Origin of the sequence: Leeuwenhoekiella palythoae (genome assembly GCF_020310025.1) — a bacterium.
In the GTDB taxonomy this organism is placed as follows: domain Bacteria; phylum Bacteroidota; class Bacteroidia; order Flavobacteriales; family Flavobacteriaceae; genus Leeuwenhoekiella; species Leeuwenhoekiella palythoae.
This window is the reverse complement of record NZ_CP084318.1, coordinates 109,360-133,957: the sequence shown is the minus strand read 5'-3', so window position 1 is coordinate 133,957 and position 24,598 is coordinate 109,360. Positions and strand designations below refer to the sequence as shown.

General features: G+C 40.0%; 25 protein-coding genes. 13 read left to right on the top strand and 12 right to left on the bottom strand.

All coding sequences use genetic code 11. The annotated features are described in order from the left end of the window. Entirely contained in the window at nt 1-1,182 is a 1,182-nt protein-coding gene (locus LDL79_RS00510; protein ID WP_225598725.1) for an acetate/propionate family kinase, read from the top strand. Nucleotides 1,183-1,200: 18 nt separating this feature from the next. On the opposite strand, the gene LDL79_RS00505 is transcribed toward LDL79_RS00510, so the two are convergent. The 3 genes from LDL79_RS00505 to LDL79_RS00495 all read right to left on the bottom strand — a co-directional run bounded on the left by LDL79_RS00505 (nt 1,201) and on the right by LDL79_RS00495 (nt 3,339). Beyond that, nucleotides 1,201-1,365 carry a hypothetical protein gene (locus LDL79_RS00505; protein ID WP_164916924.1) on the bottom strand — a complete coding sequence of 55 codons (165 nt, stop codon included), beginning with the start codon at nt 1,363-1,365 and terminating at the stop codon, nt 1,201-1,203. Then, nucleotides 1,365-2,705: an adenylosuccinate lyase gene (purB, locus tag LDL79_RS00500; RefSeq protein ID WP_225598724.1), complete on the bottom strand. Its 1,341-nt coding sequence runs from the start codon at nt 2,703-2,705 to the stop codon at nt 1,365-1,367. The genes LDL79_RS00505 and purB overlap by 1 nt, the downstream gene beginning before the upstream one ends. Nucleotides 2,706-2,793: 88 nt before the next feature. Beyond that, on the bottom strand, nt 2,794-3,339 hold the full coding sequence (locus tag LDL79_RS00495) for a hypothetical protein (protein ID WP_225598723.1): 546 nt from the start codon (nt 3,337-3,339) through the stop codon (nt 2,794-2,796). An 86-nt stretch (nt 3,340-3,425) separates the two neighbouring features. Between LDL79_RS00495 and LDL79_RS00490 the strand changes: the two genes are divergently transcribed. Then, nucleotides 3,426-3,851 carry a heme-binding domain-containing protein gene (locus LDL79_RS00490; RefSeq protein WP_262903806.1) on the top strand — a complete coding sequence of 142 codons (426 nt, stop codon included), beginning with the start codon at nt 3,426-3,428 and terminating at the stop codon, nt 3,849-3,851. Here LDL79_RS00490 and LDL79_RS00485 read toward each other — a convergent pair. Next, nucleotides 3,820-4,500, bottom strand: coding sequence for an SIR2 family NAD-dependent protein deacylase (locus LDL79_RS00485; RefSeq protein ID WP_225598720.1), 681 nt, complete (start codon nt 4,498-4,500; stop codon nt 3,820-3,822). The two genes, LDL79_RS00490 and LDL79_RS00485, sit on opposite strands and share 32 nt — an antisense overlap. A gap of 136 nt (nt 4,501-4,636) precedes the next feature. On the opposite strand from LDL79_RS00485, the gene LDL79_RS00480 reads away from it, so the two are divergent. From LDL79_RS00480 to LDL79_RS00470, 3 genes are all read left to right on the top strand, one after another. Next, nucleotides 4,637-6,967 carry a hypothetical protein gene (locus LDL79_RS00480; RefSeq protein ID WP_225598719.1) on the top strand — a complete coding sequence of 777 codons (2,331 nt, stop codon included), beginning with the start codon at nt 4,637-4,639 and terminating at the stop codon, nt 6,965-6,967. Nucleotides 6,968-7,034: 67 nt separating this feature from the next. Continuing rightward, nucleotides 7,035-7,691 (top strand): TrmH family RNA methyltransferase, encoded by a 657-nt coding sequence (locus tag LDL79_RS00475; RefSeq protein ID WP_225598718.1) that lies wholly within the window; start codon nt 7,035-7,037, stop codon nt 7,689-7,691. Next, nucleotides 7,688-7,948 (top strand): CBU_0592 family membrane protein, encoded by a 261-nt coding sequence (locus LDL79_RS00470; RefSeq protein ID WP_225598717.1) that lies wholly within the window; start codon nt 7,688-7,690, stop codon nt 7,946-7,948. Before LDL79_RS00475 ends, LDL79_RS00470 begins: the two co-directional genes overlap by 4 nt. On the opposite strand, the gene LDL79_RS00465 is transcribed toward LDL79_RS00470, so the two are convergent. From LDL79_RS00465 to LDL79_RS00455, 3 genes are all read right to left on the bottom strand, one after another. Beyond that, a complete protein-coding gene (locus tag LDL79_RS00465; protein WP_225598716.1) occupies nt 7,945-8,739 on the bottom strand; it encodes a carboxypeptidase-like regulatory domain-containing protein in 795 nt (264 codons plus the stop codon). The genes LDL79_RS00470 and LDL79_RS00465 overlap by 4 nt on opposite strands. A 76-nt stretch (nt 8,740-8,815) precedes the next feature. Further along, the gene (locus tag LDL79_RS00460) at nt 8,816-10,621 is read right to left on the bottom strand and encodes a DEAD/DEAH box helicase (RefSeq protein ID WP_225598715.1); all 1,806 of its coding nucleotides are present in this window, start codon (nt 10,619-10,621) and stop codon (nt 8,816-8,818) included. 182 nt (nt 10,622-10,803) lie between these two features. Then, nucleotides 10,804-11,376, bottom strand: a complete 573-nt coding sequence (locus tag LDL79_RS00455) for a non-canonical purine NTP diphosphatase (protein WP_225598714.1) — start codon at nt 11,374-11,376, stop codon at nt 10,804-10,806. A 103-nt stretch (nt 11,377-11,479) separates the two neighbouring features. Between LDL79_RS00455 and LDL79_RS00450 the strand changes: the two genes are divergently transcribed. Next, nucleotides 11,480-12,061 carry a nucleotidyltransferase family protein gene (locus LDL79_RS00450; protein ID WP_225598713.1) on the top strand — a complete coding sequence of 194 codons (582 nt, stop codon included), beginning with the start codon at nt 11,480-11,482 and terminating at the stop codon, nt 12,059-12,061. A 37-nt stretch (nt 12,062-12,098) separates the two neighbouring features. Further along, the gene (gene rpiA, locus LDL79_RS00445; protein WP_225598712.1) at nt 12,099-12,773 is read left to right on the top strand and encodes a ribose-5-phosphate isomerase RpiA; all 675 of its coding nucleotides are present in this window, start codon (nt 12,099-12,101) and stop codon (nt 12,771-12,773) included. A 65-nt stretch (nt 12,774-12,838) separates the two neighbouring features. On the opposite strand, the gene LDL79_RS00440 is transcribed toward rpiA, so the two are convergent. Then, on the bottom strand, nt 12,839-13,726 hold the full coding sequence (locus tag LDL79_RS00440; RefSeq protein WP_225598711.1) for an SDR family oxidoreductase: 888 nt from the start codon (nt 13,724-13,726) through the stop codon (nt 12,839-12,841). A gap of 128 nt (nt 13,727-13,854) precedes the next feature. Between LDL79_RS00440 and LDL79_RS00435 the strand changes: the two genes are divergently transcribed. Then, complete coding sequence (locus tag LDL79_RS00435) at nt 13,855-14,223, top strand: winged helix-turn-helix transcriptional regulator (protein WP_225598709.1); 369 nt, start codon at nt 13,855-13,857, stop codon at nt 14,221-14,223. 124 nt (nt 14,224-14,347) lie between these two features. Here the strand turns inward: LDL79_RS00435 and LDL79_RS00430 are convergent, their stop codons facing one another. The 3 genes from LDL79_RS00430 to LDL79_RS00420 form a co-directional block, all read right to left on the bottom strand. Beyond that, nucleotides 14,348-14,764: a rhodanese-like domain-containing protein gene (locus LDL79_RS00430; protein WP_225598708.1), complete on the bottom strand. Its 417-nt coding sequence runs from the start codon at nt 14,762-14,764 to the stop codon at nt 14,348-14,350. A gap of 53 nt (nt 14,765-14,817) precedes the next feature. After that, complete coding sequence (locus tag LDL79_RS00425) at nt 14,818-16,233, bottom strand: MBL fold metallo-hydrolase (RefSeq protein WP_225598706.1); 1,416 nt, start codon at nt 16,231-16,233, stop codon at nt 14,818-14,820. 91 nt (nt 16,234-16,324) lie between these two features. After that, nucleotides 16,325-19,996, bottom strand: coding sequence for a bifunctional metallophosphoesterase/BamA family protein (locus LDL79_RS00420; RefSeq protein ID WP_225598705.1), 3,672 nt, complete (start codon nt 19,994-19,996; stop codon nt 16,325-16,327). Nucleotides 19,997-20,192: 196 nt separating this feature from the next. On the opposite strand from LDL79_RS00420, the gene LDL79_RS00415 reads away from it, so the two are divergent. From LDL79_RS00415 to LDL79_RS00395, 5 genes are all read left to right on the top strand, one after another. Next, nucleotides 20,193-20,384 (top strand): hypothetical protein, encoded by a 192-nt coding sequence (locus LDL79_RS00415; RefSeq protein WP_225598704.1) that lies wholly within the window; start codon nt 20,193-20,195, stop codon nt 20,382-20,384. Next, a complete protein-coding gene (locus LDL79_RS00410; protein ID WP_225598703.1) occupies nt 20,377-21,714 on the top strand; it encodes a 2TM domain-containing protein in 1,338 nt (445 codons plus the stop codon). The genes LDL79_RS00415 and LDL79_RS00410 overlap by 8 nt, the downstream gene beginning before the upstream one ends. Before the next feature lie 103 nt (nt 21,715-21,817). After that, entirely contained in the window at nt 21,818-22,132 is a 315-nt protein-coding gene (locus tag LDL79_RS00405) for a 2TM domain-containing protein (RefSeq protein WP_072982529.1), read from the top strand. After that, a complete protein-coding gene (locus LDL79_RS00400; protein ID WP_072982527.1) occupies nt 22,123-22,482 on the top strand; it encodes a 2TM domain-containing protein in 360 nt (119 codons plus the stop codon). The genes LDL79_RS00405 and LDL79_RS00400 overlap by 10 nt, the downstream gene beginning before the upstream one ends. 15 nt (nt 22,483-22,497) lie before the next feature. Continuing rightward, nucleotides 22,498-23,256, top strand: a complete 759-nt coding sequence (locus tag LDL79_RS00395; RefSeq protein WP_225598702.1) for a LytR/AlgR family response regulator transcription factor — start codon at nt 22,498-22,500, stop codon at nt 23,254-23,256. On the opposite strand, the gene LDL79_RS00390 is transcribed toward LDL79_RS00395, so the two are convergent. Further along, the gene (locus LDL79_RS00390; RefSeq protein WP_225598700.1) at nt 23,253-24,584 is read right to left on the bottom strand and encodes a DUF2254 domain-containing protein; all 1,332 of its coding nucleotides are present in this window, start codon (nt 24,582-24,584) and stop codon (nt 23,253-23,255) included. The two genes, LDL79_RS00395 and LDL79_RS00390, sit on opposite strands and share 4 nt — an antisense overlap. Nucleotides 24,585-24,598: the final 14 nt, after the last annotated feature.

Here is a 24,598-nt window from a genome sequence, read left to right as displayed (position 1 = left end):
ATGAATATACTCGTAATCAACTCCGGAAGCTCTTCGATCAAGTTTCAGCTTATTCAAATGCCCGAAACGCACGTCTTGGCTAGTGGAGTAGTTGAGCGCATAGGTATCGAAAACGGAAGCATTTCCTATAAAACCAAAACCGCAGATTTTTCTGAAAAGGTAGATATTAAAGATCACACTGAAGGACTTCAAAAAGTTGCAAGTCTTTTAATGAGTGCAGAAATCGGAGTTGTCAAGAGTGCTGATGAAGTGGATGCGGTGGGGCATCGCGTGGTACATGGCGGAAAGCAGTTTACTAAAACCATAAAAGTGAACGATGAGGTTAAAGCTAACATTAAGCGCTTGTTTTCACTGGCTCCTTTACATAACCCGGCGAATTTAACCGGAATAGAAGTCGCAGAGCAGTTATTTAGTAAAGCACCTCAAGTCTGTGTTTTTGATACTGCCTTTTTCGAGAGCATTCCACAGAAGGCGTATCAATATGCGATTCCGCAACATTTGATGGAAGAATCACGCATTCGCGCTTACGGTTTTCACGGAACCAGTCACAAATATGTGAGTAATAAAGCCCTTGAATATCTTGATAATCCATACGCTAAGCTTATTACCATTCATTTAGGAAATGGCTGTAGTATGACCGCAATTAAAGACGGTAAGGCCATTGATACTTCGTTGGGTTTTGGCCCCGCAAACGGACTCATTATGGGTACGCGGGCCGGAGATATTGATCAAAGTGTGGTGTTCTTTATGCAAGAACATTTAGGCTATTCTGTCAAAGAAGTCAGCGATTTGCTTAACAAAAAAAGTGGAATGCTAGGTCTTACAGGCCATAGCGATTTGCGTGATATTGAGGCTGCAGCAGCATCTGGAGACCGCACTTGTGCGCTTGCTTTAGATATGAACGCGTATCGAATCAAAAAATACATCGGTGCGTATGCGGCTGCTTTAAATGGTCTGGATGCTATAGTATTCACCGCCGGAATAGGAGAGAATAGTAGTACGATACGCAGCAAAGCCTGTAAGGAGATGGATTATTTAGGAATTGCTTTAGATGAAAGTTTAAATGGCCAGCGTTCTAAAAATTTACGCGAAATTCAGGCTGAAGCATCTAAAGTGAAAGTACTGGTGATCCCCACAAATGAAGAGTTAGAGATCGCCAATCAAGTATACGATTTGATCTAAATGAAAACGAGACGCAGCTTATTTGCGTCTCGTTTTTATTAAGTTGATGATCAAAATCAGAAAAATAAGCGCTAAAACTATAAGCACCGGTGTTTTTGTAAGTATTCCGGTGAGTCCTGCGATGAGTATTCCTGCGTAAAGCAGTACTACCAGAACTAGATTTAGCGAAAATTTATACTGCATTAAATACCGGTATAATTAGCCGGAGTAATCGCTTTTAATTCGTCTTTAATCGCGCTACTCACCTCTAAAGTTTCTATAAAAGCGTGCATAGAATTCTGGGTAATTGCCTCATTGGTACGTGTGAGTCCTTTTAAAGCCTCATACGGATTTGCGTATCCTTCTCGACGTAAAATAGTCTGAATCGCTTCAGCAACGACCGCCCAGTTATCTTCAAGATCTTCAGCAAACTTACTTTCGTTAAGCAATAATTTGTTCAAGCCTTTTAAGGTGCTTTGTAAACCTATCAAAGTATGGCCGTAAGGCACGCCTATATTTCTTAAAACCGTACTATCTGTAAGATCTCGTTGTAATCTTGATATAGGCAATTTTGCCGAAAGATGTTCTAAGATCGCATTGGCTATTCCTAAGTTTCCTTCGCTATTTTCAAAATCAATAGGATTCACTTTATGCGGCATCGCCGAAGAACCTACTTCACCTTTTTTGATCTTCTGCTTAAAATATTCCATAGAAATATATTGCCAGAAGTCGCGGTTTAGGTCAATCAGAATCGTGTTGATACGCTTTACCGAATCAAACAAAGCCGCCATATGATCGTAATGCTCAATTTGTGTAGTAGGGAAGGAGTGATGCAACTTTAGTGTCCCGTTCACAAAAGAATGTCCAAAAGCTTTCCAGCCAATTTGCGGGTACGCCACGTGGTGCGCGTTGTAGTTTCCGGTTGCGCCACCAAATTTTGCAGCACTTGGTACTGCTTTTAAAAGTTTTATTTGCTCCTCAAGACGTACGATGAATACTTGAATTTCCTTGCCTAAACGGGTAGGAGAAGCCGGCTGTCCGTGTGTACGCGCAAGCATAGAAATACCATCCCACTCATCTGCAAGTTGTTTTAAATGATCTACAACCTCTAAAAGCTGCGGAAGATAAACGTGATTAGTGGCATCTTTTAAACTCAGCGGTATAGCCGTATTATTGATATCCTGAGAGGTCAGACCAAAATGAATAAACTCTTTAGATTCGTTAAGCCCTAAAGCATCAAATTTTTCTTTGATAAAGTATTCTACCGCCTTTACATCGTGGTTGGTAACGCCTTCAATTTCTTTTACTTTAAGCGCATCTTGGGTAGTGAAGTCTTCATAGATCGCACGCAGTTTAGGATACGTTTCTTTAGGAAATTCGCTTAGCTGTGGCAGCGGAATTTCGCAAAGCGCGATAAAATATTCTATTTCAACTTTTATGCGGTACTTTATAAGCGCTTTTTCTGAAAAGTATGCGGAGAGCGCTTCGGTTTTACTGGCATATCTACCGTCTATAGGTGATACGGCTTCTAAAGATAAAGACATAATTGCTTTTTGGTTAAAAGCGCAAATATACACAGCTCATTGCTAGCAACAAACGAGAAACTACAAGAATGTAGCCAGAACGCAGCAGCTAGAGTAGTGCCAGGATTTTTGAAGCTCGCGACTTGAAAGCAGCGGTACTGTTTTCAAATTGAAGCGTTAATTGGGCTTTGAGCTCCGGTTTGATCCAAGGTTCGGTGTCCCCCAAATTATAAATGCTTTGCATGGCAAAAACCTTGACAGCGACTTTTTCGTCGTTTATTAGCCAATCAAAGCATCGGGTAATCAGTTGCTGTTGCTCTTTTTTGTTTAATGCTATAGAATTGTTTTTTGTGTGAGCAGTGGTTAAAAGTTCGCAGCTTTTAGCCAAGATTCTCGAAACCGTTGCGATAGTATTACGGTCGAGGACCTCAAGAAATTCCTTTAAATAAGGCTTAAGCAAAATAATATCTTTTCTGAGGGCGATGTCCAGACCGTAAGCGGCGTTGGTGGCTATAAGCGGATCTTGTTTTTGTATCAGTTTTAGCGAAAACGCTATGTAGTTGGGATTGTTGAGTATTCTGTTTCCTAAAGCTTCACGCTCTTTCAGTCGAGCAGAAATCAATGCAACTTCATCTTTCCATTGTTTTTCGGTCATAACTTTATAGCCTGATTAGAGTAGTTTAAAAATAACATTATGATTGGATTAGACGTCTTTTAGTTCTCGCCTTGGTCGCCCTTGTATTGATTCAGTTTATTCCAATCAACAAAAATGAAGGAGGATACGAATCGCTAGAACCTTTTTTAAAAGAGACAAAATCAACCGCTGAAGTAGCGGCACTTTTAAAACGTGCATGTTACGACTGCCATAGCGATCAAACGGCCTATCTCTGGTATGCTCACGTGGCGCCTGCAAGTTTTTATCTTAAAGAACATATTCAAAATGCTAAGCAACAGCTCAATTTTTCAGAATGGGAGCAGTATTCCGCAAAGCGGAAGAAAAGCAAATTGAATCAAATTATAGAAGTACTAGCGCATAAAACGATGCCGTTAGAATCCTATAATTTAATTCACACCGAAGCGCAACTAGATACTGCTCAAACCGAAGTATTGCTCAACTGGGCCACCACGGCCAGACTTAATTATTTAGGAGCTGCGTTACCACAGTAGGAACACCGGTGGAAGCCTTTTCGGCATAGACCTTTAAATTAGCTTGTGAGTGAATATTGGGTTTGGGATCTATAAAAAAGATCTGTGCATCAGGCTTGGCATAGTTGATCAAAGATGCAGCAGGGTACACCTGCATTGAAGTTCCTACAATAAGAATATAATCAGCTTGAGCCGTTAACGCAGCAGCGGTATCTAAAAGCGGCACCATCTCACCAAACCAAACAATATGCGGCCGCAGCTGACTTTTTTTAGGACAGAGATCTCCTTCTTTGATATCTTCGTGCCAGTCGAGAACCAGATGTTCGTCTTGAGTACTTCGGGCTTTTAGAAGTTCGCCGTGCAAATGAATCACAGACGAGCTTCCAGCGCGTTCGTGTAAATCGTCAACATTTTGAGTAATAATGTCTACTTTAAACGCATGTTCAAGTTTTACTAAAGCGTCATGCGCAGCATTAGGCTGTACTTCTTTTAACTGTCTTCTACGCTGATTGTAAAAGTCAAGTACAAGAGTTCTTTTTTTATGCCAACCTTCAGGACTTGCCACTTCCATAACATCATGGCCTTCCCAAAGTCCGTTTGCATCTCTAAAAGTTCTGAGTCCGCTCTCGGCGCTGATTCCCGCACCAGTAAGTACAACGATTTTTTTCATGATAGCAATTTTCGTCAAAAATAATTAACATTTCGGAAAACCCAAAAGTTAAACTATTCGTAATTATTATAGCCTTAAAATGTGGTTTGATAAATTTTAGGGGTTAATAATTAATAAATAATCAAAAAATTCATTTATGAAGAAGTTTTATTTTTTGCTATTTGTCGCGCTAATCGCAGCATCCTGTGATAATGATGACGATAGCCTTGACGTGATTCCCGGAGAATCTACCGGAAACACCACAACCTATGATCTAAGTGCTGTGGCTGACCCAGACGTTAGCGGGACAGTAACGTTCAGTGAGAAAACAGATGGCTCTACAGACATCAGTATTCTGCTCTCAACACCTACCGAAGGTACACATCCTGCGCATATTCATTTGAATACAGCGGCAGAAGGAGGTGAGATCGCAATCGATTTAGAAGCCGTAGATGGCCCTACCAGAAGAAGCCTTACCAATGTTACACAAACTAATGCGGGTACTGCGGTTTCGTATGATGATCTGATAGACTTTGACGGGTACATCAATGTACACGCAAGTGCAGATGATCTGGGTACTCTACTAGCCCAGGGAGATATTGGTCAAAATGACCTTACCGGAACTACAAAATCTTACGATCTCGTAACTAAAGATGTCGAAGGAATTAGTGGTACGGCTACATTTTCTGAACGTATAAACGGCGAAGCGCTGTTAGAAGTTATGCTTGATGGAACCCCAGATGGTGGGATGCATCCGGGACATATTCATAACAATTCTGCTGCCGAGTCAGGTGATATAGCACTTACCCTAACGACTCTTGATGGCACCACCGGACTGAGTAAGACTAATATTAGTGCATTGAACGACGGGACTCAAATAGGTTATGCCGGGATTTTAGATTACGATGGCTATATCAACTTCCATTTGAGTGCAGATGATTTGGCGACTTTAGTTGCTCAGGGGGATATTGGTGAAAATGAATTGACCGGAGATACTAAAGAATATGAACTGATGACTAAAGATGTTGATGGCATCAGCGGTACGGCAACGTTTGCTGCGCGTAAAAGTGGAGCAGCTTTGGTAACAGTTATGTTAGACGGAACTCCTGATGGAGGAATGCATCCTGGACACATCCATCTTAATTCTGCTGCGGAAAGTGGAGGAATCGCTAAAACCTTAACCACTCTTGACGGAACTACCGGAATGAGTGTTACGCATATCGAAGCTTTAAACGATGGTACCGAAATTGGCTACGACGGACTCTTAAATTTTGACGGTTATATCAACTTCCATTTGAGTGCAGATGATCTGGCGACTTTGGTGGCTCAGGGCGATATAGGTGCTAACGAGTTGACCGGGGATACCAAAGAGTACGAACTGATGACTAAAGATGTACCCGGAATTAGTGGTACGGCTACGTTTGCTGCACGTAAAAGTGGGGCGGCCTTAGTTACGGTAATGCTGAATGGAACTCCTGATGGCGGAATGCATCCGGGACATATTCATTTAAATTCTGCTGCGGAAGGTGGAGGAATCGCCAAAACCTTAACCACGCTTGACGGAACTACCGGAATGAGTGTTACGCATATCGAAGCTTTAAACGATGGCACTGAAATAGGCTATGAAGGTCTTTTAGACTTTGATGGGTATATCAATTTTCATCTTAGCGCAGATGATTTGGCAACTTTAGTGGCTCAAGGTGATATAGGTGCTAACGAGTTGACCGGAGAAACTAAAGAGTATGATCTGGTAACTAAAGATGTACCCGGAATTAGTGGTACGGCAACGTTTGCTGCGCGTAAAAGCGGAGCAGCTTTGGTAACGGTGATGTTAGACGGAACACCTGACGGTGGAATGCATCCGGGACATATTCATTTTAACTCAGCAGCTGAAACCGGAGGCATTGCTAAAACCTTAACCACGCTAGACGGCACCACCGGAATGAGTGTTACGCATATTGAAGCTTTAAACGATGGGACCGAAATAGGTTATGAAGGTCTTCTAGATTTTGATGGTTATATCAACTTCCATTTAAGTGCAGATAATTTGGCTACGCTAGTGGCTCAAGGTGATATAGGTCAAAATGAACTTACCGGAGAAAGTATGAGTTATGATTTAGGAACAAAAGATGTACCCGGTATTAGCGGTACGGCAACTTTTGAAGAGCGCCTAAGCGGTGAAACACTTGTAACTTTAGATATTGAAGGAACACCTGTTGGCGGAATGCACCCTGCGCATATTCACGCAGGTGCTGTAGCAGATGCGCCCGGTGATATTTTAATCACTCTGGCTACTGTTGACGGATCATTAGGAATGAGTCAAACTCATGTTGCAGCTTATAACGCTGCAGACGGAACCGCCAATGGTGGTGCCGCGATTACTTACGATGAATTAATTGGTATTGATGGTTATATCAATGTGCATTTAAGTGCAACTGAGTTAGCAACTATTGTTGCTCAAGGTAACGTAGGTGCAAACGCGCAGTAGGTAAATTTTTAATTCTTAAATATAAACCCGGCCATTTATTGGTCGGGTTTTTATATTTTCGGCGGTTATGAGTGAGGATTTAATCAACTATTTAGAAACCTTTTTAACCCCGCGCAGGCAAGACTTGTTTCAGCAGGTTTTAAAAGAACGTACACGCTTTTTAACGGTTGCTATTGAAGATGTTGGGCATCTGCATAATACAAGTGCCGTTATGCGTAGTTGCGATGCTTTTGGTGTTCAGGATGTGCACGTGATCGAAGAATTAAAAGGCAAGCGTATAGATAGAGAAATCGCGATGGGCGCTCAAAAATGGACGAGCGTTAAGCGTTACGATGCTACAAAAGAAGCTTTAGCGCAATTGAAGCAGCAAGGGTATCGCATTGTCGCAACCACGCCGCATCATACGGCTCATAAACTAGAAGATTTTAAACTAGATCAGCCTACTGCACTTTTCTTCGGAAGTGAAAAAGATGGGCTCACAGAAACGGTGATCGATGGCGCTGATGAATATATTTATATCCCGACTTACGGCTTTACACAAAGTTTGAATATTTCGGTTTGTGCTGCCATTTTACTTCAGGAGTTAACGCATCGTATGCGCAATTCTACATTAGATTGGCAATTAAAGCCGGAAGATATAAAGGAAATCAAAACACTTTGGCTACAGCGTAATCTAAAAGACTATGAAGCTTTAGTAAAGAATTATAAAGCAGAAAAAGAATGAATCTAGTAGATTGGTTAGGTGCTATAGGAGTTTTTCAGATATTACTTGCATACATTTTAAATGTTACAGGCAAGATCACACCAGAAAGTTGGAGTTTTATTCTGCTTAATTTTATAGGAGCAACCATCGCTTGTACTGCAAGCGTTCTGCTAGATTATTTACCTTTTGTGATTCTTGAAGGCGTATGGGCGCTCACTTCACTAATAACGTTGATCAAGAAGATCAGTTCTCCGAGCAATAAAAATCTTGAAGTTTAGCGATCTCTATTGAGCACTTTGTATTCTTCGTAGCAGCTGCTTAATGCATCTAAAATCTGAAGGTCATTGGCGGTTTTTACAAAGCTTTCTGAATAATCACAACGTCCTAAGATCGCTTCAATATCCTCGCGTGGGATTTGAAGTAAAGCAGATAAAGTTTCGCGATCAAATTTAGTAACCAGAAGATCTCTAATATTATCATCTTCTTTCATCTGACGCAATTTTCGCATTTGCGAACCTTTGTTTGAAAATACTTTGTTGAGAAAATCAGCCGGATTGAAAATAGCACTCATAACCTTGTCAAAAGCTCCGGGCTGCGAGTTCCCGGCTTCATAGGCGCTTTCTAATCCCGAAATACTATACCGCACGTTTTTGTATACCGGTACATTTTTAGCATCGATCTCAAGATATCCTGTAAGCTCAACATCTTTTACAACCACTTCTTCCAGAGCGATACCTGTTTCAGTCATTTTAACTTTTACATCCCCAAAACGCTTCCAGTCATTGGTTACGCGCACTTGTAGACTTTTAAAACCTAAAAAAGAAAAATATAAGGTATCTGTTGAAGTTGCTTTAATTCTAAACGTTCCATCAGGTTTGGTGATGGTTCCTTTTACTGTATTTAGGTTAATGATGTTAACGCCTTCCAGCGGTTCTTCGGTAGAAGAGTTTAAAACGGTTCCTTCTATAAATAAGGCTTCTTCCTGTTGCGCTGAGGTAGGGGTGGTTTCCTGAGCAAAAATGTAAACAGGTGCTGCGATTAAAAGCAGTAGAAATAGGATTTTTTTCATAGAGGATGCCAATTTAGAAAAAGAGACGGAAAAATCATACCAAACGTGACAAATCCGTCTCCTTTTTTTCCAATTATTATCGGTCTCTTCTTCGGCGTTTGCCAGAAAACGGACTTTTATTCTCTTTTTTGTTCGGTTTACTTTTTCCGCGACGTTCACCAGAGTTTTTAGACTTACCTCTAAATCCGTTATTGCTATCGCTTTTTTTGCTACGACCACCGCTAAAACCATCATCGTTTCTTCGGCCTTTGCCTTTTCCGCCACGTTTGCGTTTACCGCCGCCACCGCCTCCGCGTGTGTCTTTGGTGATCTCAACGTGAATCTGTCTTCCTTGAAGTTTAAAATCTTCAAACAGCGCAAGAATAGTGTCTTTATGTTCTGTATCTGTATTAAAGAAGGAGAACGAGTCTTTGCAATCTACTTTATAAATTCCGTCACCAAGACCTGTAGTTTCCTTAAGGAAATCTTTCAGATTCATCCAGTCGAAGCCATCCTTGGCGCCCACATTGATGAAATAGCGCGTAGATTCTCCTGATTCTTCTTTAAGGTCTGCCTGAACGGCAACATTAAGATCTTTAGCTTTCTGATAGTAATTGAAGAAACGCGTAAATTCTACCGAAAATACCTTCTTGATAACCTCTTCACGGCTCAATCCTTCTAATACTTCATTGATGCTGTATAAGTACGGATTGATCTCTTCGTTGATTTTGGTATTACGAATGTCATTCGCCAAGTGCATCAACTGTACTTCGCAAATTTCCATCCCTGTTGGAATTTCTTTCTGCGTAAATTTCTTATTGATGATCTTTTCTAAAGTTCTGATCTTTCGCATCTCACTTTTAGAAACAATAACCATCGAAATTCCGGTTTTACCCGCACGACCGGTACGACCGCTTCGGTGGGTGTAGGTTTCGATCTCGTCAGGCAACTGGTAGTTGATTACGTGAGTTACGTCGTCTACGTCAATTCCTCGTGCAGCAACATCCGTAGCAACCAGCATTTGAATTTGACGATTACGGAAACTTTTCATCACCAGATCACGCTGGTTCTGACTAAGATCTCCATGAAGCGCCGAAGCATTATAACCGTCTTCTATAAGGTTTTCTGCAACTTTCTGCGTATCTCTTTTGGTTCGACAAAAGATCACCGAGAAAATCTCAGGATTCGCATCAGCAAGACGTTTTAAAGCTTGATAGCGATCTCTGGCGTTTACCATATAGTATTCGTGAGAAACATTCTCAGCACCCATATTTTTGGTGCCTACTGTGATCTCAATAGGTTTTTTCATAAACTGCTTAGCGATCGCAGCTACTTCCTTAGGCATAGTTGCTGAGAACAACCACGTCTTTTTATCTTTTGGGGTGTCAGCAAGAATAGTGGTGATGTCTTCATAAAAACCCATATTAAGCATTTCATCAGCTTCATCAAGCACACAATAATCTATACCGGTAATGTCAACCATATTGCGGCGCATCATATCCTGCATACGCCCCGGAGTTGCAACAATAATCTGAGCACCACGACCTATCTGGCGCGCCTGCTCTTGAATGTTAGCTCCACCGTAAACTGCTACGGTATTTAAGCCTTTAACAAACTTAGAATAGTTTTTAAGTTCGTTGGTGATTTGTAAACAAAGTTCGCGGGTAGGCGAGAGGATCAAGCCTTGGGTATTGCGGTTGTTTACATCAATTCTTTGAATAAGCGGAAAACCAAATGCGGCCGTCTTACCCGTTCCTGTTTGTGCGAGGGCCACGACATCGGTCTCCTCTCTAAGTAGGACCGGGATGGCTTTTTCTTGCACTTCAGAAGGAGCTGTAAAACCCATATCGGTTACAGCTTGCAAGATGGCATCATTAAGTCCTAACGCTTTAAATGTACTCATATAAAAAAATTATCTCAAATCATCGTCGATTTAAGAGGGCGCAAAGATACAGTTAATTGGCGTAAGAATAAGAGATTGACTAAATTGATTTAAATAATTGTAAATCAAAAATTTAGCAACTTGTTTTGGCTTGATTTTAAGAAGTGTTAACTCCTTGTAAATGAGTAAACCGCGAGTTAAGCTTAGTTTTTTAAAAAATTGATTAAGAGTTGAGTAGCTTTTCCTCGGTGTCCGATTTTATTTTTTTCCGAAAGCGGCATTTGAGCAAAGGTTTGCTCGTAACCCTCAGGTTTGAAAACCGGATCATAACCAAAGCCGCCCGTTCCGGTTCTTTGTTGTGTGATTTCACCTTTACAAATGCCTTCAAAATTGTGCTCCTCTCCATTTAAAATCAAGGTGATTACAGTTTTAAAATGCGCTTTTCTTGCGGGCGCATCTTTGAGTGCTTCTAAGAGTTTGTCAATATTGTCATCTGCGTTTTTTTGCGGACCCGCATACCTTGCGCTGTACACTCCGGGTGCACCGTCTAAGGCATCAACCTCTAAACCGGTATCATCAGCAAAACAATCAAAACCATAATGTTTTTTTACGTAGCGCGCTTTGATCTGCGCATTACCTTCAATAGTTGCGGCATCTTCAATAATATCTTCTGTGCAGCCAATATCAGTTAAACTTTTCAGCTGAATTTCCGCAGGCATAAGCGCTTGAATTTCCTGGAGTTTATTGGCATTATGTGTGGCAAATACTAAAGTCATGGGCTTTGGTTTTAAACGAAGCAAGTTAAGTAAATGCTTAAATTTTGAAGAAGTTTTCGTGCGTAACTGAAGCGCTACGGTTAAAATAAATTATTTTAGAACTATGAACATCGCTATTCTAATTCTTGCTGCGGGAGCTGCCTCGCGTATGGGAACTGTAAAACAAAACCTAGAATTTAATGGAACCACCCTGCTAGGAAATGCCATTGATCAGGCCCTGGCTACCGGGATGCAAAATGTATATTGTGTGCTTGGAGCTCATTTTGAAGCAGTAGTAAACAGCATTCAAGATACGGCTGTAACCGTGATTGAAAATAAGAATTGGAAAAACGGACTGGGAAGCAGCATCGCTTGCGGAATAAAAAATATTGAAGTGAATAATCTGGACGCGGTGTTGGTGATGCTTGCTGATCAACCTTTGATTGATGCGGAATATTTAAAGCAGTTAATTCAAACCGCAACTGAACATCTCCAGAGCTGTGTAGCTTCAGACTACGGAAAAAAAAATGGAGTTCCTGCCGTTTTTCCGATGCAGTATTTTAAAGAATTAGAGAGACTTTCTGGTGATCAAGGAGCGAAAGAATTACTCAATAGCCCTGGTACATTAGTGATCAAACTCGATGCTCGCGATCGCGTTTGGGATATAGATACTCCTGAAGAATATGCGCGATTGCTGAAAAAATAACCCTATTTTTAAGCTCAAATTTTCATAAGCTAAAACAATGACTGCTGATCAGGAAAAAAAGCAAGCCGCACTAGAGGCGGTAAAACACATTAAAGATAATATGGTTGTAGGTCTGGGTACCGGCTCTACGGCTAAGCATATGATCGAAGCGGTGGGCAAACTGGTCGCCGATGGAATGAACCTTACTTGTGTACCCTCGTCTGATGCTACCGAAAAACTTGCAAAACAGCTGGGGATCAAAATCGTTGCGCTTGACGAAATTGAAAAAATTGACATTACCATTGATGGAGCCGATGAGTTTGACGGCGATTTTCAGCTTATAAAAGGAGGCGGCGGAGCTTTGCTTCGCGAAAAAATTCTAGCTTGGAATACCAAGTTTAATATCATTATCGCAGATAGCAGTAAAGACGTAAAAAAACTAGGAGCCTTTAAACTTCCTGTGGAAGTAATTCCGTTTGCGACGAAGCAAATAGTAAGCTTTTTAGAGGATGAAGGTTTACGGCCTGTTCAGCGTATGAAAGGTAATGACCCATACCGTACTGATGAAAACAATAATATCATTGATATTGATATTCTCAAGGTTGATGATTTAAAAGCCTTAGAAATAAAACTATTGAAAGTTCCCGGGATTGTAGAAACCGGACTTTTTCTTGATACGACTTCCTTGATCATCGTGGGTAAAGAAGGCGGCCCTGAGATAAAAGAGCGCTAAGTTTAATCATTATATAATAAAAAGAGCCGTCGTTTTTGTGACAGCTCTTTTGGTATAAGTCCGGTCTAGGCGTACACTTCGCTTAGGAAGCTTTTTAAAGCCTGAGGTTTTCTGCCTAGTAATTTTTCAAGATCTTTTCTCTCAGAATCAAATTCGCCTTGCGCGATTCCTAAAGAAAAAGAAAGCATCATACCAATAGCATCTTCGGGAACTCCGTAAGAAGTCATGGTAGTTTTAAACGTATCAACATCAGGAGAAACATAACTTATTTCTTCTTTGGTTATCTCGCTCAAAATAGCAGCGATTTTAGTAAAGTCAACTGCTTCTTGACCATCAAGTGTATAGATTTTATTTTGGTGTGCTTTGTGATTTTTTAATACAACCGCACCTGCTTCAGCTAAGTCGTTACGAGACGTAAAAGCGGTTTTGCCATCTCCTGTAGGTAAGAATATCGTTTTACTGTTTAGTAAAGATTCTTTGTCGCCTAAAAACATCGGTACTACCTCTGTGTATAAATTGTGTCTCAAAATGGTATATAGCATTTCTGACTCTTGTAACCATTTTTCGGTTTTGATGTGTGCATCCATGACAGCCGCAACAGGAGATTCTTGGCTTTCGTCTTTACGACCTGCGCTTGTGTAAATCACGTGTTTGATCTTTGCCTTTTCAGCAGCTTCGATAACATTCTTATGCTGAGCGTCTCTTGAAAAAATATCATTTGCGGATACAAAATATAGAACTTCGATTCCTTGAAATGCTTTGGTCAAAGCATCGGCATCGTTGTAATCTGCTATACGTAAATCGAAGCCCTGAGCTTTATATTCTTGGGCTTTTTCGCTTTGCGCATCTCTTACAAGAACCGCGATCTCGTTTGGGTTGACATCTTTAGAAAGTGCTTTGATAACACTACTTCCTAAACCTCCGGTTGCCCCGGTTATTAAAAACGTACTCATTATTTTTATTTTTGGTTATTAACTAACTTTTGGTAAGCAAAGATAAAACGTATCTTTGACCAATGGAAGAACTTACGCTTGCGTAGTCAACTAACATAAAAGTAAGTAATGCTGAAAATGAACCTGTTATGAGCGAAAAATCTTTAAAATTTTTTGGTGATGCCGAAAATTGCCCGGTACGTAATGTAATGGATCGATTTGGTGACAAATGGTCTACCTTGGTATTATTGCTGCTTGAAGACCAAGAAGTAATGCGGTTTAATGAATTACATAAAACCATAAAATCAGTGTCTCAAAAAATGCTTTCAGTCACTTTAAAAAGCCTGGAAGCAGACGGATTGATCTTTAGAAAACAATACCCCGAAATTCCACCACGGGTTGAATATCGACTTTCAGAACGCGGACAATCGCTTATTCCGCATATTCAAAGTTTGGTGGCTTGGGCCAATCAACATATGCCTGAAATAAAAAAATCAAGAGCCTCTTATACTTCTTAATAATATTTTGATCTAAAAGATTTCAGCATTAGGATCGTAACTAAAAACGGTTCAAAAGCTATTTGCTTTGAGCCGTTTTATATTGGTTATTCTGCTGTTAACAGCTAAAATAAAACGTGATCGTTTACTGATGATTTTTCTCTGTCGCTTTCGTTTCGCTTGATGAAGTCCAATTGAGATAACCACCTTCAAGATCATAAATCGCTTTAAAACCAAGCTCCTGCATAAGCATTGCAGCTTTTCCGCTGCGATTTCCAGAGCGGCAGTAAATGTAAACCGGCTTTGATTTGTCAAGCGTTTCTATTTGCTCTTTAAAGGTTTCAGGTTCCAAGACATTCATATTGACCGCACCTTCGATCTTGCCCGCTTCAAACTCTTCCGGTCTGCGTACATCTACCAACTGAATATTTCTTTGTAAGCTTTCGGAATTAGTCTGAATGCTTGCTTCAAACAATTCTTTACTGAGAATAACGTGATTGCTTTCTTGCGCAAAAACACCAAGACTCATTAAAAACATAGATAGAAAAAGGATCGTTCTCATAATGTTCAGAAATTAGTTGGTTTTAAGTGCTTCCGGACTCATCCCGAGGTGATTTATTTCAGCGTTGAAGGACAAACGTAATTGGTTCTTTTTAATTCAGTTTCTTTAATTGCTTTATAGCCTCCTTTTACATCAATTAAATTGTGAATTCCGCGACTTTTTAAAATACTTGCTGCGATCATACTGCGGTAACCTCCTGCACAATGCACGTAAAAAACTTTATCTGAAGGAAACTCAGTCAAGTGCTTGTTAAGAAAATCCAGAGGAGTGCTTTGGGCAACTTCAAGGTGTTCAGACTCAAATTCGCCAGGTTTGCGCACGTCAAAAACCGGAGTAGCAGCATCAGATTGCACTGCTTCTTCAAGATTTGAGGCTTCAACAGAGGTTACAGTATCAATTTCTTTTCCTGAAGTTTTCCAGGCTTCAAAACCACCATTTAAATAGCCTAAGGTTTGATCAAACCCTACACGAGACAAACGGGTGACGGTTTCTTCTTCACGTCCTTCTGGTGCCACCAAAAGTATAGGCTGGGCAGTATCTGCGATCAAAGCACCAACCCAAGGAGCGAAACTTCCGTCAATGCCAATAAAAATAGAACGTGGAATGTGGCCCTTTGCAAAATCTGCTGCTTTACGTACATCTAAGATCACGGCGCCGGTCTCATTTGCGGCAGCTTCAAACGCTTCGGGAGTTAGTTGTTGTGTGCCGCGTTCCAGTACCTCGTCAATATGATCGTAGCCCTCCTTGTTCATTTTCACATTGAGCGGAAAATAAGAGGGAGGCGGAAGCAAACCATCAGTCACTTCTGCGATAAATTCGTCCTTGCTCATATCGGCACGCAGCGCGTAGTTGGTTTTCTTTTGGTTACCCAAAGTGTCCACCGTTTCTTTGCTCATATTTTTACCGCAAGCCGAACCTGCACCGTGCGCAGGATAAACGATAACATCATCAGCTAATGGCATAATTTTATTGCGAAGGCTGTCGAATAAATAACCTGCAAGATCTTCTTGTGTGAGTTCTTTTGCCTTTTGGGCGAGATCCGGCCGTCCTACATCTCCCAAGAATAAGGTGTCTCCGCTAAAAATCGCGTGATCTTTTCCATCTTTATCTTTAAGGAGGTAAGTGGTACTTTCCATAGTGTGACCGGGAGTATGAAGTACTTTTATCGTCACTTCACCTAAAGAGAATTCCTGATTGTCTTTAGCGATCACCGCGTCAAAAGCCGGGTTTGCATTTGGCCCGTAAATGATCTGTGCACCGGTCTCTTTAGCGAGTGTTACGTGACCACTCACAAAATCTGCATGAAAATGAGTTTCAAAAATATATTTGATTTTTGCATCTGCGGCTTCAGCTTTGTCAAGATAGGGTTTTACCTCTCTTAACGGATCTATGATCGCAACTTCACCATTACTTTCTATATAGTAAGCACCTTGGGCTAAGCAGCCGGTATATATTTGTTCAATTTTCATGACTTTATAATTTCAATTATAGAGCAAATATAAGACACCCAAAGCAGTGTTAGGGTAACACGTGTTACATTCCTAAAATGCCTGAATTTTGTTATCGTGCGCCGAGTACAATACTAAACTGAAACCTGCCACCTTCACTGCCGGTAAAATAGCCAAAACTACTATTTAAAAATCCGCCCATACTTAAATTAAGCCCGCCCCCAAAACTGTCGTGCCACACTTCAGAAGACTCTTGATTGTGCCAAACTCGACCTAAATCGTAGCCTAGAAAAAGATGAGATTGTAGCGGGAAAATTGCTGTTTTAATCGGTTTTATTTTATAAATTAAATCTGCAGAACCTCGCAAAGCTTGGTCACCAGAAAATCTATTTAAGCGATAACTTCGCAATCCGGAATTCCCACCTAAAGATGCCGACTGGTAAAATGGAATTTCATTTCCAAAACGCAATTGACCTGCGACTTCACTTTTTAGGACCAAATTTCTAGAGGTGTCTATGGCGTTCCAAAAGGTGATTTTTGGGTCGGCAGCTACTACGGTTTCCCGATTTTCCAAATTGTCACTGTAATAGCCTGAAGCTTCAAAATGCATCCCGCGTGTAGGAAAATTTAAGTCGTCTATACTCTTGTAGGAATAAATTGATTTTAAAGTAATATAGTTATTGTTATTCAGTGAATTAAATGTATTTATGTAAAGTGATTGTTCGGGTTTAAAATTTTGATATGCTATCGAAGCTTCAAATGAACTACCATATTCACCGATGTAATACATACCTGTTTCAGCTTCAAACTGCTGTAAGAAAATGCGATTTTCATCTAAATTGTTGGCAGAATTCACCGTTTCATTTCCGAAGCCAAAAAAGTTTCTGGTGTAATTATGTGTAGTTGCAAGACCGCCTATTTTTAAATTCCACTGCGGGAAAAAATTGGCTGTGTGATATGCTGTTTTGAAAATTGCCGCTTGGGTTAAAGAAAAATATTGCGCATCTAAAACGAATTGTGAAGTAAACGGATGACGTTCGAAACCTAAATTTTGACTGGCAAATCTTAGATGAGGAGCTACGCCCCAATCTGGATTATAAGGTAATTCTATATTTATTTTTTTTGCCTTTTCAGGACGACGTTCTGAGTCATAAATATGATTTTCATAAACACTGCTAAAGCGTTTACGTGCGCCTCCTAAATTTTCAATTGTGTTTCCATCCGGCTGATCAAAAATGGTAATTCCTTTTCCGTTTTTTAGATCATATACATCGTCATTTTGACCACCTGCTATGACAATTTTTATATTTCCGGGGCCAGAACCGGTTGCAGTGAAGATATCGTCATCATCAAGACCGTAAATCCAAATTTCTTCGGTTTCATTTGGAGTAAATTTGCGATCAAATAACTCGTAGCCATCTTCACCATCCTTGATACGATAGGCCTTTACGCTGGTGCTGCCATCTGCATTGCGTGAGATGTAGAAGTGATCATCTTTATCGGTTCCTTTCAAGGTTTGAAAACGAATGAAATAATCGTAATAACGTGATACAATGTCTTGAAGATTCGCTTTTCGGGCCAAAATATCTTCTTGAAGTTGCAACCAATTGTCATCTTGCACTTCAACAGGCATTTCTTTAAAAGCTTTAGTCACAACCTCCGGAGTGATATTTTGCTGGATATATGCTGCAGCTTCAAACCAATCTTCTTTATTTGATTTTTGCAAAAGTGCGCGGTCTAAGTTTATTGCGCTCTCACTAAATTTTTCCACATATTTTATGTCTGGTCCATAGTTACCCAACTCGCGTGTTCCCGGCATAAATTTTTGCAGGAACGCAATCATTTTTCCATCAAATTTTGAGAATACCTGATCACGATCTCGTGGGATCGCGATATAATTGTGTACCTCATTTTCATCTTCTTGCTCAGCCCAGCGCCATTGATCTTCGTGACGGTCCCAATCGCCCACAAGCATATCAAATACTCGTGCTCTGATATAGTCTTTTTCAACAACTCTGTTTTTCTCATCTTCTCTAATCGCTTCAAATAGATCTGCGGTACTCTCTACATCTTCATTGAAGCCAAACATATGCGTGCCATTGAAGTCATCATCAGGCTTTTCTACAAGCATATACAAGCGATTTCCGTGCGTTTTATTAAAGTCACCTAATTCTTTGTGCTGAGGGATATAAAAGACCTTAGGATGTGTATGATTGAGATCAGCCGCACCGGCTAGACGTGGAATAGCAAATGCACCGTAAGGATGCGATGCTGTGTAAAAATCTTCAATAATTCGGGCGGGAATCGTGCCTGAAAAATAGGATTCTGCATCCAAATTATCATAACCTGAGGATTTTAAGAATGCAAAAGGATCCTTTGCAAGAGCACGCATGTTATATTCGCGATCATCCTCGTCTACCAGTCTTAGCGATTGCGTTTGATGTCCGCCGCCTGCACGTTCTACCTGCAATCCGCCGTGTAAAGTGTCTATGGTTGCTACTTGAGCATCAATCTCTAACCCGTAGAGATCTCGATAGTGTTTACCCCAAAATTTCTCATAGCGTTCAGTAACTTCAACTTCCTCTTTGGCATAAATACTCGCTTTTTGAGTAGCATTGAATTGTTGCGGCAAACTATCTACCAGAAATGCTTCGGGCTTATCGTAAGCTAATTTTGAAAAGCGTTCTTCTAATTGGTCTTCAGGATTTATTTCGTAATAATGCACAGAAGAAGCACCGTTTTTGTACAAGCGCAATTCGGCGAAGCCCGCTTGTACTGATGCAAATTTTCCATCTTTCCCTAAGCGTACATATTCAGTTTTGCTACCAGTTCCCGAAATCATCTGGCGTATGTTTTGATTTTCGATGTACTGCATAGAATGCTCGTGAGCAGAGAGTACAAATAATCGCGGTAAATCGATCGCCATTTTTTTGATCTCGCTCATCAGATCATTCATAAGCGGATTGAATTGATCTTGTTTAGAAATACCGCCTTGCGTTCTTGCGAATGCCCATAAAAAGCCGGCAAATGGTACATAAGAATTCTCGGCAGTAGGTCTGTAGAACGCCCTTGTACTCATTTCTCCGCCGTAAATACCATTAGAAAATAGGGGATGATGCATCACAAGCAACACGTTTTTGTGTCTGGCCTTGCGCGCTTCATCTTTTAAAAGCGTGAGAAACTGTGCTCTTGTTTTAATGGCGCACTTATCGTTAAATCCCGGATGTTTACTCCAATCTTCAATATACCATTGTGAGTCAACAATGATGATTTCGGTTTGAGCATCAACCGTAATGGTTTCTATGGGGCAGCCATTTTCAGGCTGATAATGATTGTCTTTCCCCATTTGTTTTTCTATATAATCTTCTATTTTTTCCAGACCTTCTACACCGTGATCATTCCAGTCATTTTCTCCCGGAATGATAAACGTTTCGCCTTTAAAAGCTTCGGTAAGAGTAACAATGCGCTCCAATTGTTGCTTGTTTGGACCTTTGTTCAGTTTATTAGCATAGACATTATCACCTAAAATTAAAAGGTAATCGTCTTTTTTTGCCATTTGCTTTTGATGCGTATTAAAGGCTTGTAGCAAGGTTTCATTGGGACCGGTTTTTCCGGATCCTAAATTGCCTAAAAGGAAAACGCTTCGATACGTTGAGGTATCCGTTTCGGTGTTAATTATGGTGTTTTTGGGGTCTCTAAATTGCGTGTGTTTACTAGCACAAGAATGCAGTAGACTTAGTGCTAAAAGTGTTGAAAAACAGTAAACTATTCTGCGAATGAACATAGGTTAGGGTGTAGGTTTTCAGCAAAATTATTAAATACCTTGAGTGCTAAAAGTTTTTATAGGATTGTTAACGCAAATACCTAAAGGATTTCTAATTACAATTGGTCTTTAAAAATTGACAGTTCGGTATTTTATTCTGTCAGACCTCTTTGCGTTTGTACACTTTTACACTGCTTAATCAAAACATTATTAGGTTATGGTAAAAGTTATTCTCTTAATATTAGAATGGACATTGGCTTCAACCGGAGTGCAGTCTTGCGCCGAAACACAGTCTATAAAGAACAGTATATCGCAGGAAGTTACCGCAGTTGTTTATGAAGATTGTGATACTTTTAAAAGCGAGAGCACTATAGCTCCATCCATTTTTTTAATTGCAACTGATGAATAATCTGTTATCTGAATTTCTAAAGGCTGTCACCGTTGGCGTTGCCATTTATATCGTGTTTTTACTCATTCACTTGATGGGAGGCAACACCATACAATTTAATAGCGATCTAGCGCTGGATTTTGCGATAAGCATGTTGTATTCTGTGGTGTTGTATATGCTCAATATGCAGGTGTTTAAGTTTTTCTTTAAAAAGTATAAACATCATCTATATAGTTTCAAACACTTGGTTAAAGCCATTCCGGCGAGTGTTTTTATCACGGTAATTGGGGTGTTTTTCATTCGACTATTCATTATTACCGTGCTTTACGGAAAGACGCTGCAATTCTTTTTCTCGCAGGAAGAAGTGATTGATTACAGCATTCCGCTTGTGGTAGCTTTGGTGTGTAATGCTATTTTTTATTTTTTCTTCTACTATAGATATAAAAAGGAGCGCCAGGTAAAAGAACAAAAAATCATTGCCGGTACGGCTTCGGCACAATTTGACGCCTTAAAAAATCAGTTAGATCCGCATTTTTTATTCAACAGTTTAAATGTGCTTACCAGTCTTATAGAAGAAAACCCGCTTCAGGCACAAAAGTTCACCACTTCATTGTCTAAAGTATATCGCTACGTTCTCGAGCAGAAAAATAAAGAGCTGATTTCTTTAAGCGAAGAGCTTGCTTTTGCTAAAACCTATATGACGCTTTTAAAAATGCGGTATGAGGATAGTATTGTTTTTAAACTGCCCGAAGCTGTTGCAGATCCTGATGCCAAAGTGGTTCCACTGGCGCTGCAGCTCTTGTTAGAGAATGCGGTTAAGCACAATGTGGTGAGTGGAAATCATAAGTTGTATATAAGCATCGAAGAAGAAGCCGGTTATCTGGTGGTGCGTAATAATCTTCAGCCCAAAAAAGTAATGGCAAAAAGCAGTGGCGTAGGACTGATCAACATCAAACAGCGCTACGGCTTATTGACCTCAAGGGAAGTCCTCATTCAGCAAACCGAAAGTGAATTTATAATCAAAATACCAAAACTCAAACATCAATTAAAATCAACAGTTATGAATACAGAGCAGTACTTATCAGACAAAAAGTATACGATGGCTAAAAAGCACGTAGAAGAACTTAAAGGCTTCTATATTAATCTTAGTTTATATTGTATCATTATTCCGGGATTGGCGCTTTTAAACTATTATACGACCAGCTTTCCGTGGGCTATTTTCCCGGCTTTGGGTTGGGGGCTGGGCGTATTTTTTCATGGAATGGAAGTCTTTGGCTGGAATCCGTTTTTGGGCAAAGACTGGGAAGATCGCAAGATTAGAGAGCTTATGAAAAAGGATCAAGATCGTTAGTTACAATTCAGTATTAAAAAATGACAGTCGGGTAAGTTATAATTCAATTCTTTATGCAATTCCCGCAATTTTGAAGAGTAATTAATCACTAAAACGCTTTACAATGGAAAATTTTGACAAAGAAAACAGATACTTGCAAGCCAAAGAAAAAGTTGGTGAGATCAGAAAGTTTTATGGCGGCATCATCAGTTATATCATCGTGATCGGAGCCCTGGCCGGACTAAATTATTGGATTGATGGATTACGTCATCCTTGGTTTTTATGGGCTGCGTTAGGCTGGGGAATAGGCTTGATCTTTCAAGCAGCAAAAGCTTTTGACTGGAATCCTTTTATGAGTAGAGATTGGGAAGAGCGTAAAATAAAAGAATTTATGGAGCGCGATAAAAAGTCACAATCTAATATGGGAAGATGGGAATAATCAATATGGAAATTATGGAAAATCAAAAATCTTCTTTTGAACGTGCGCAAAAGCGTGTTAAAGATATCAAAGCTTGGTACAGTCACTTAAGCGTTTACCTAACTATAAATGGAGTCTATTTACTGTTTTATTTTGGTCTTTTTGACCGCGGAGCCGTCAGCGGCTATATACCTTGGTGGTCACCGGTTTCTATGCTCGTGGGCTGGGGAATAGGTCTTATGATTCATTACATTATGGTGCATAAAGGTAATTTTATCAATAGATCGTATAAAAATTGGGAAGAACGAAAAATTAAAGAATATTTAGATCGGGAAGAAGCGCAGCGCGCAGATCTGAACAAGTGGGAATAAAACATAAAGAAAGAAATGAATGTACTAGTCATTGAAGATGAAAAACCGGCAGCACGCCGCTTATCAAGAATGCTTGAAGCTTTAGAATTAAATGTTTTGGCTCAGCTCAATTCGGTCGAGGAAGCAGTAGAATGGTTTCAAAATAATGAGCATCCTGATCTGATATTTTTAGACATTCAGCTGAGCGACGGCTTGTCGTTTGAGATTTTTGATGCCGTTGAGGTGACTAGCGCCATCATTTTTACCACTGCTTACGATGAGTATGCGCTTCAGGCATTTAAACTGAATAGTATTGATTATCTCCTGAAACCCATTGATGATGAGGAGTTGGAAGCTGCTGTAAAAAAGTTTAAAAAGCAACAACCTCAAAAACAAGATGTCAAACTCAATTTTGATGATATCCGGCAGTTACTCGGGGTTAATCCTGTAGAACGAGAGTACAAAAAACGCTTTACAGTAAAAATCGGGCAGCATATTAAAATGATCAATATCGAAGATGTTTGTTGCATTTACAGCGAAAATAAAGGCACCTATGCACGCACGTTAGATAAACGGGATTATTTATTAGACACCACTTTAGAAACACTCGAAGAAGAATTAGCTCCTGATGTATTCTTTAGAGTAAGCCGAAAATACTACGTCAACGTCAACGCCATTCAGGATATTATAAGCTATACCAACTCGAGACTTCAACTCAAATTAAAAGCAGCGGAAGATCAGGAGATTATTGTAAGCAGAGAGCGCGTTAAGGATTTTAAACTCTGGCTTTCTTAATCGGCTAACTCTACTAAAGCGTTTTGAGTGCCATTTATAGCCTGCATTTTAGAACGAATACTAAAGATTCCTTTTAAATCATCTTTGTTTTCAATCGCAGCTTTGGCATCTTCAAGAATGAGATTGGCTTCGTTAAGAATTATAGTTTCAGCATCATCAAGCACGCTATCGCTCTGTAGCAAAAAGTAAAGTGCGGTAAGCATCTTGTGAAGCATAACCACATCGTGTTTGCAATACGCTCTTAAAGGAGCAAAAACAAAGTAAATAAGTTCCTTGAAGTCTATGGTGCGTAATTTTATAACTGCTTCGTTGTCTTGATTTGCTATAAAACTGAAATCTTTCTTTCTAAGACGCAGGGCGAACAATTCTGATAGATAATCAATGCAGGTAATTGCGGTTCCGGGGTCATTGATCCCCGGACTCATAGCTTTGACAGCGATTTCAGTAAGCTGCTTAAATCCCAGAATATAATTGTGGGTGACGATTTCGCTCCGCGAAAAACCAAAACACGTCAATAACTGTTCTTGATGCTCTTCATCGAGCTCTTTACTGCATTTGGCAATGGGAATTCCCTTTAGAATAAAAGTACCTTTAGGAACGCTTATTTCTACCTTACAGTCTAAATTCTCGCAAAGCTCTAAGAGTGCATCTACGGCGATGGTTTGAAAATATCCCGTGCGATTCACTTCAACTGCGTGCCAGTTTTCGGTATCTGGAAAATTACTTTGCATCGAATCCTCGTCGGTTTGTTTGATGAGTTGCTCGAGCCGGGTTTTAGCCTTATGATAAATAGATTCAATGATCTTATTGATCTGTATGGCTTCAGAAATAGAATGAATAAAATAGATAAACAGTGCCAAAACCAGCATGCTTAATACAATACCAACAAGTACAGCAAATCCCGGTAACTGATATTTATTATCAGTTGGTTTAATACTCAACAGAATAAGAATGCAATAAATAAGCGTGGCGATGTAAAAGCCTAAAACATTCTGATGTTTTTTATTTGAAATCAGTCCGGGAAGAATACGAGGCGAATAGTTATTAGAGGCTTGATTGAGCAAAATCATCACCATCGAAAAGCTAAAAACCATAAGCGAAATAATACCGCCAATAAAGGTGCTTAACAGTGTGCGTGCGGTATCGGCGTCATTGATCACAAGCTGTGGCGCGTTTTCAATCAAAAACGAACTAACGCCTTTATCTTCGGCATAAAGCATAGCGAAGCCAAAAAGTAACCCGCCAAAAGCAAAGAGTGAAGGGTAGAAGCCAATTTTGCCGGTGAGGTTGGCAATAAAGAGTTTGAATTTGGTTATAAGTTTAAGCATAAGCGAATTTCCTA

Excerpts from the sequence above, each read along its gene's own strand:
- LDL79_RS00510 (WP_225598725.1), top strand. The coding sequence starts at position 1 with ATGAATATACTCGTAATCAACTCCGGAAGCTCTTCGATCAAGTTTCAG.
- LDL79_RS00505 (WP_164916924.1), bottom strand. The coding sequence starts at position 1,365 with ATGCAGTATAAATTTTCGCTAAATCTAGTTCTGGTAGTACTGCTTTAC.
- purB (WP_225598724.1), bottom strand. The coding sequence starts at position 2,705 with ATGTCTTTATCTTTAGAAGCCGTATCACCTATAGACGGTAGATATGCC.
- LDL79_RS00495 (WP_225598723.1), bottom strand. The coding sequence starts at position 3,339 with ATGACCGAAAAACAATGGAAAGATGAAGTTGCATTGATTTCTGCTCGA.
- LDL79_RS00485 (WP_225598720.1), bottom strand. The coding sequence starts at position 4,500 with ATGAAAAAAATCGTTGTACTTACTGGTGCGGGAATCAGCGCCGAGAGC.
- LDL79_RS00480 (WP_225598719.1), top strand. The coding sequence starts at position 4,637 with ATGAAGAAGTTTTATTTTTTGCTATTTGTCGCGCTAATCGCAGCATCC.
- LDL79_RS00475 (WP_225598718.1), top strand. The coding sequence starts at position 7,035 with ATGAGTGAGGATTTAATCAACTATTTAGAAACCTTTTTAACCCCGCGC.
- LDL79_RS00470 (WP_225598717.1), top strand. The coding sequence starts at position 7,688 with ATGAATCTAGTAGATTGGTTAGGTGCTATAGGAGTTTTTCAGATATTA.
- LDL79_RS00465 (WP_225598716.1), bottom strand. The coding sequence starts at position 8,739 with ATGAAAAAAATCCTATTTCTACTGCTTTTAATCGCAGCACCTGTTTAC.
- LDL79_RS00460 (WP_225598715.1), bottom strand. The coding sequence starts at position 10,621 with ATGAGTACATTTAAAGCGTTAGGACTTAATGATGCCATCTTGCAAGCT.
- LDL79_RS00455 (WP_225598714.1), bottom strand. The coding sequence starts at position 11,376 with ATGACTTTAGTATTTGCCACACATAATGCCAATAAACTCCAGGAAATT.
- LDL79_RS00450 (WP_225598713.1), top strand. The coding sequence starts at position 11,480 with ATGAACATCGCTATTCTAATTCTTGCTGCGGGAGCTGCCTCGCGTATG.
- rpiA (WP_225598712.1), top strand. The coding sequence starts at position 12,099 with ATGACTGCTGATCAGGAAAAAAAGCAAGCCGCACTAGAGGCGGTAAAA.
- LDL79_RS00440 (WP_225598711.1), bottom strand. The coding sequence starts at position 13,726 with ATGAGTACGTTTTTAATAACCGGGGCAACCGGAGGTTTAGGAAGTAGT.
- LDL79_RS00435 (WP_225598709.1), top strand. The coding sequence starts at position 13,855 with ATGAGCGAAAAATCTTTAAAATTTTTTGGTGATGCCGAAAATTGCCCG.
- LDL79_RS00430 (WP_225598708.1), bottom strand. The coding sequence starts at position 14,764 with ATGAGAACGATCCTTTTTCTATCTATGTTTTTAATGAGTCTTGGTGTT.
- LDL79_RS00425 (WP_225598706.1), bottom strand. The coding sequence starts at position 16,233 with ATGAAAATTGAACAAATATATACCGGCTGCTTAGCCCAAGGTGCTTAC.
- LDL79_RS00420 (WP_225598705.1), bottom strand. The coding sequence starts at position 19,996 with ATGTTCATTCGCAGAATAGTTTACTGTTTTTCAACACTTTTAGCACTA.
- LDL79_RS00415 (WP_225598704.1), top strand. The coding sequence starts at position 20,193 with ATGGTAAAAGTTATTCTCTTAATATTAGAATGGACATTGGCTTCAACC.
- LDL79_RS00410 (WP_225598703.1), top strand. The coding sequence starts at position 20,377 with ATGAATAATCTGTTATCTGAATTTCTAAAGGCTGTCACCGTTGGCGTT.
- LDL79_RS00405 (WP_072982529.1), top strand. The coding sequence starts at position 21,818 with ATGGAAAATTTTGACAAAGAAAACAGATACTTGCAAGCCAAAGAAAAA.
- LDL79_RS00400 (WP_072982527.1), top strand. The coding sequence starts at position 22,123 with ATGGGAATAATCAATATGGAAATTATGGAAAATCAAAAATCTTCTTTT.
- LDL79_RS00395 (WP_225598702.1), top strand. The coding sequence starts at position 22,498 with ATGAATGTACTAGTCATTGAAGATGAAAAACCGGCAGCACGCCGCTTA.
- LDL79_RS00390 (WP_225598700.1), bottom strand. The coding sequence starts at position 24,584 with ATGCTTAAACTTATAACCAAATTCAAACTCTTTATTGCCAACCTCACC.